This is a genomic window from Portibacter marinus (assembly GCF_021533195.1).
In the GTDB taxonomy this organism is placed as follows: Bacteria; Bacteroidota; Bacteroidia; order Chitinophagales; family Saprospiraceae; genus Portibacter; species Portibacter marinus.
On the sequence record NZ_JAJNKB010000028.1, the window covers coordinates 1 to 4,765 of the forward strand.

4 protein-coding genes are annotated in these 4,765 nt (G+C 31.4%); 1 reads left to right on the forward strand and 3 read right to left on the reverse strand.

Annotation, left to right across the window (positions count from 1 at the left end; all coding sequences use genetic code 11):
- The coding region (locus L2567_RS20520) for a hypothetical protein (RefSeq protein WP_235299737.1) at window positions 1–197 on the forward strand (197 nt) is incomplete at its 5' end.
- A gap of 14 nt (window positions 198–211) precedes the next feature.
- Here L2567_RS20520 and L2567_RS20525 read toward each other — a convergent pair.
- From L2567_RS20525 to L2567_RS20535, 3 genes are all read right to left on the reverse strand, one after another.
- The gene (locus tag L2567_RS20525) at window positions 212–1,084 is read right to left on the reverse strand and encodes a DNA adenine methylase (RefSeq protein ID WP_235299738.1); all 873 of its coding nucleotides are present in this window, start codon (window positions 1,082–1,084) and stop codon (window positions 212–214) included.
- Window positions 1,081–2,655, reverse strand: a complete 1,575-nt coding sequence (locus tag L2567_RS20530; RefSeq protein ID WP_235299739.1) for an AAA family ATPase — start codon at window positions 2,653–2,655, stop codon at window positions 1,081–1,083. Before L2567_RS20530 ends, L2567_RS20525 begins: the two co-directional genes overlap by 4 nt.
- Window positions 2,656–2,963: 308 nt before the next feature.
- Entirely contained in the window at window positions 2,964–4,622 is a 1,659-nt protein-coding gene (locus L2567_RS20535) for a hypothetical protein (protein ID WP_235299740.1), read from the reverse strand.
- Window positions 4,623–4,765 lie beyond the last annotated feature (143 nt).

Sequence of the window (4,765 nt, forward strand, 5' to 3'; positions counted from 1 at the left end):
AAATACGCTATCAATGTGCAGTGCGCTGGCAAAGCACCCAAATTCAACCCTCTAATCTTTTCATTATCAACTATTCTGAATCAATTTTCAGAACTTTCAAAACGAGAAACGTATTCCGCCTAACGGTCAATGATAAGAGGAGGAGCGACGAAGGAGCTCTTACTTCTTATCTACTGTTAGGCACAGGCTCCTATTGACTAGTTATGAAGACTTATTGGAAATATTTTAGACTTTGAGATGAAACTATTGAACCTTTAGGGATAAGTAGATTATCTGAAAAAAACATTATTTCCTTTCCCTTCTTTTTAACTCCTGCTGAGTAATTTATACTGAACTCTTTTTTTCTCTTATCTGAATATAATTTAACAATTTCAGGTACGTTGTCATAACTTACAACCCAATGGCTATTGACAGATTTTACTATATTTGAAATTTCTTCGTGATCTTTATGTTGATAAAAATTTCTATATAATGATGAACCCTTAACGTAGTAAGGTGGATCTAAATACAGGATCATATTTCTAAATTGGTGTTTATTTTTATTAATTAATGACAAGGTATCTTGATTATATACCTCAATCTTATCTCTGAATAAGGCAATTTTTGAAATTCTACTTATCAAATTTGTTTTATTAAACCTTGCATCTAATTTGTATTCCCCAGCTTGATTTTGTCCGCCAATACATCCAGCAGTAATAATACCAGATCTGTTACAACGATTTAAATAGAACGTCGCAAAACCTACATCTAAAGCTGTATAGTTAGTACTATTCTTATAAATATGTCTATGCTTTTTCCATTCATTTACTGAAATAGGTGATTTTTCAATTTTTCGAATAAATTCTTCTGTGTTATTCAAAATCGATTTCCAAAAGCTGTAAATACCAATATCAATATCATTAATATGAATCTTTGATACATATTCACCAAATAATAAACCTAAAGCAACTCCTGCTCCACCAGCATATGGTTCAACATATTCTGAGCCTATATAATTGTTTGATTCGATTATTTTAATAATAAAATCTAGGACTTTCGTTTTACCGCCAGGATATCTTAAAGGAGATAATCTTTTTAAACTCATTTAATTTCTAGTTTTAGAAAGTCATTTTTCGAAGCTAAGTAATTGTATTTTGAGAAAAATTCAGATCTAAACTTTTTTACTTTATCTGGATTGTTTTTCTTCCAATGTTCGAACATTTTATAGTCAATTATGTCCCTTTTATGATCATAAAACCAACTGCTGAATTTCTTTCTATCTGTGTTTAGATGTGAATATCTCGGAGAAAATGGTCCATTCTCAGTAAGAAAGTATTGCCTTGTCATTCCTTGTTGCTCTAAACCTTCTGCATCCCAGAAAGTACAATTTTCGTCATTAAGGTAAGTAAACAAAACATTTTCAGGGCTTATCTCATCAACTAAAGCTAAAACGTTTTTCTTTGCAGTAAATCTTGGATTAGATTTTTTAACATCTCCATCTACTACTATCAACACCTTAGAAAAATAATTTGGATCTTCTTTTAATAGTTTTGCCAAAGAGCTACATCCTAAATTTGCATTAACAAAATTTAGTTTATTCGCATAACCATGGATCAACTTTTTAAAAAACCATCTTGTATCGTCATCTTCACTATAAACCAAGAGCTTATTATTTTGCTTGCTTTTTTGTGTAATTGTCAAGCATAAATTATTCTTAATTAATTCATATGCCGGATTCTGATATACCTTTATCTTATTGTTTGCATTTGATATAAAAATTAATTTATAGTCATCGCTAAACTTTTTATTTAATTCGTACTTTTTAGATACAAACTCGAGAGTGGTAAGACTATGAGTTGTAAATATTATTTGTAATTGATTACTCTTTGCTTCTTTAAAAAGAAAGTCTACTAGTTTTTGCTGGGCAACTGGGTGTAGAGCAGCATCAAATTCATCAATGATCAATATACCCCCCTTCCAATCGAAGCCTTCATTTTTGAGCCGCTTAAACGATATAAGCGAAAGTAAAATTTGTCCAAGATTATCCTGTCCAGCTGAGTTGCAGAAAGCATCATAATTTTCTGTTGTGATACCAGTAAAATTCGATTTAACCTCTTTTGTTTTATGATTAGTAATATCCTCAATACTATCTGCCATTGAAAATATCGATTTATATATTCTTGCAAACCATTCTTTTTCTGTTACACTAAGCCGCAAATCATCTTTTTCCAATTTGTTTTTGGTTTCTCCTATTGGGTACAGTCTGCTTAAGCCTAGATAAATTACTGGGAATGGGTACTTAGATGCAACTTTATTTCCATCTTCATCTTTACGATCAGGAATTACACGAAATCGAGTATTTTTGTCTTGCCAGGTTGATCTGAAGCTTACTTCATAATCTTTAGTTGGTTCAATTATATCTACTAGATAAAAGGTTCCCTTATGTTCTCCTGTTTTGTCAAATTCCGGTGAGGCTTTAAAGATTTCTGAAAAATCTGTACGAAATTGCTTTCCAAAAATATTTTTTTTCCTTAGTTCAACAATATTGCCAATCAACCCAAGAAGTGTAGATTTCCCAACAGCATTTTGACCTGAAATTGCCGTAATGTATTTTCCAAACTTAAAGTCTTGGTTTTCGAACAATCTAAATTTTTCTATTCTTAAACTTTTTATCATGTGATTAAATGATCTTCATTTTAAAATGGTAGAATAAAATTTCCTTATTACAATGTAAATATAGATTAAACCGTGATTGCCTTGTCAAGACATCTTTTAAATTTTCGATGATTCTTTGTAAAGTTGAAGAAGCTATGAGAATCTTAGTCGTTTATCCTTGCTTGTGCCCTAACGGTCTCGGGTATGCGTAGTGCGGGATTTTAATACACTTATCTTTCCGTTTACCGTTGATTTTGTTTAATGTTCATAATTTCATTTTGACACTTCAGCCCGCATTACGTATACCCATTGTTGTGCGTTCGGCTTTTTCATTTTCTCTCATATACCACCATTCTTATGTTATTATAGTTGTCCTGTCTCGATAGCTTAATTTCAACGTTTATATTGTTCGCTGTTGTCCAAACAAATGATTGATTTTTCTTTTCTTCATTTATCGAATTGGGTTCGCCAAGTTCATTAGTTAGAATCAATACAAGTTCATTAAATCTTTTCAAAAAAACTTCACTTGTCGACTTTTCATTTCCAAATTCAATTCTATCGGTCTGTGTTTTTTCCCAATTCATTGTTATGGCTCTAACTAAATCAGTCTTTTTAGTAGCATAATACATAATTGAGTTTGAGATAATCGAATCTTCTACAACAAGGTAAGATTTGTTAATGTCGATATCATATTTCTTAGGGTTCCAACTGTCTCCAATTCCAATTTTGTGATTTGGGGTAATGTCAAAAGTTTTCCATTCTTTTTCTTTCGATTCCACTTTGGAAAGGGGCAGTTTTGAAAAATCAACAAGGATTGTTTTAAGTCTATTTTCAAAAATTTCATTTGACCTTTCCTTTCCTAATGTTTTCGGTTTTAATTCAAAGTCATTCACTAAAAAGGTTGCATAAATCTTGTTACCCTTAATTGTTGTCAGACCATAAATTTGGTCATTCGATGTTTTGAATTTGAGCAGTTCATTAGAGCCATTTAAGTTTTTACAACGATAAGAGAAGTACCAATTAAAAAATTTTACATCATCAAGTATCTTCTCAAAAGGCTCAATTTTATTATTCACTATCCGTGATAGATACGTAGCTGTGTCTGTTTCAAAAATGTGTAGAAGTTCATCATTATAAACAAAGGAACTGACAATGCTAGGGTGATATGAAAAATCAAAATAGTCTACATTCTCATCTTCATAAATCACTTCATAGCCTTTCGATTCACTGTACCAAGAGTAGTTCTTACCTGTCTTTTCTATGTTTTCATAAGTCACATCACTATCGCATTTTGTAAGCTTCTTCGGATTGTCAATTTCGAGAACTTGAAAAGAATTAGTCAAGTAAAAGGTGTTGTCAATTTTATTAATTAATGGTGTTGTGGATTCTAAAACATATTGACTTTCTGTTTTCTTGTCTTTAAACCACGTTTTTCCACCCCATTCGCCAAAATCTAAAGAGTAAACATAAAAGTCTGAATCTTCCCATATTAAGTCGTCCGTTTTATTAATCTTGTTACACTTTAAGTTTGTATTATCAAGATAATAGCTTTGCTTGTCCATATACGGCTTCATAACAATACTATCGTTTTGCAAATAAAAATCTAAGTAGACTGTTTTCATTTCTTCGGGGCAGTCAATCACTTTTTCTAATTGATTGTTTGAAAAAATATAAAGCCATCTTTTTCCGTAACCACCGTATTTCAATAATCGTTGTTCAAAAAGCACATAATATTTGTCTTTATATTCTAATGCGTGAGTCATTCTGCCATTCACACTTATTGAAATTGTATCTTGAATAAGAGAAAAACCACTCTCTAATTTTGTCACGTTGGAATTTTGTTGCCCATTACAGGCAAAAAGTGTCAATGATAAAATTAGTATTGTAAAAATTTTGTTCATTTTTTTGTCGTGAGATTGTTTTTCAGCTGACGCACAACGTTCAATTGCATGAGGAGTGCCGACGGTAGGAGGAATTACTTCATGCATAATGTTACCTATCGTAACACATTGCTAGACTAGATCTGCTTGTTTTAGTTGATCCAAAGAAAGCTCGATCAATTTGTCATTTGAAAACATAGATCTTTTTCGATCACTCCACTGATCAAGCTCTTGCTTAATATTATCTATGT

Coding starts and splice junctions, on each gene's coding strand:
- L2567_RS20525 (WP_235299738.1), bottom strand. CDS start 1,084: ATGAGTTTAAAAAGATTATCTCCTTTAAGATATCCTGGCGGTAAAACG.
- L2567_RS20530 (WP_235299739.1), bottom strand. CDS start 2,655: ATGATAAAAAGTTTAAGAATAGAAAAATTTAGATTGTTCGAAAACCAA.
- L2567_RS20535 (WP_235299740.1), bottom strand. CDS start 4,622: ATGCATGAAGTAATTCCTCCTACCGTCGGCACTCCTCATGCAATTGAA.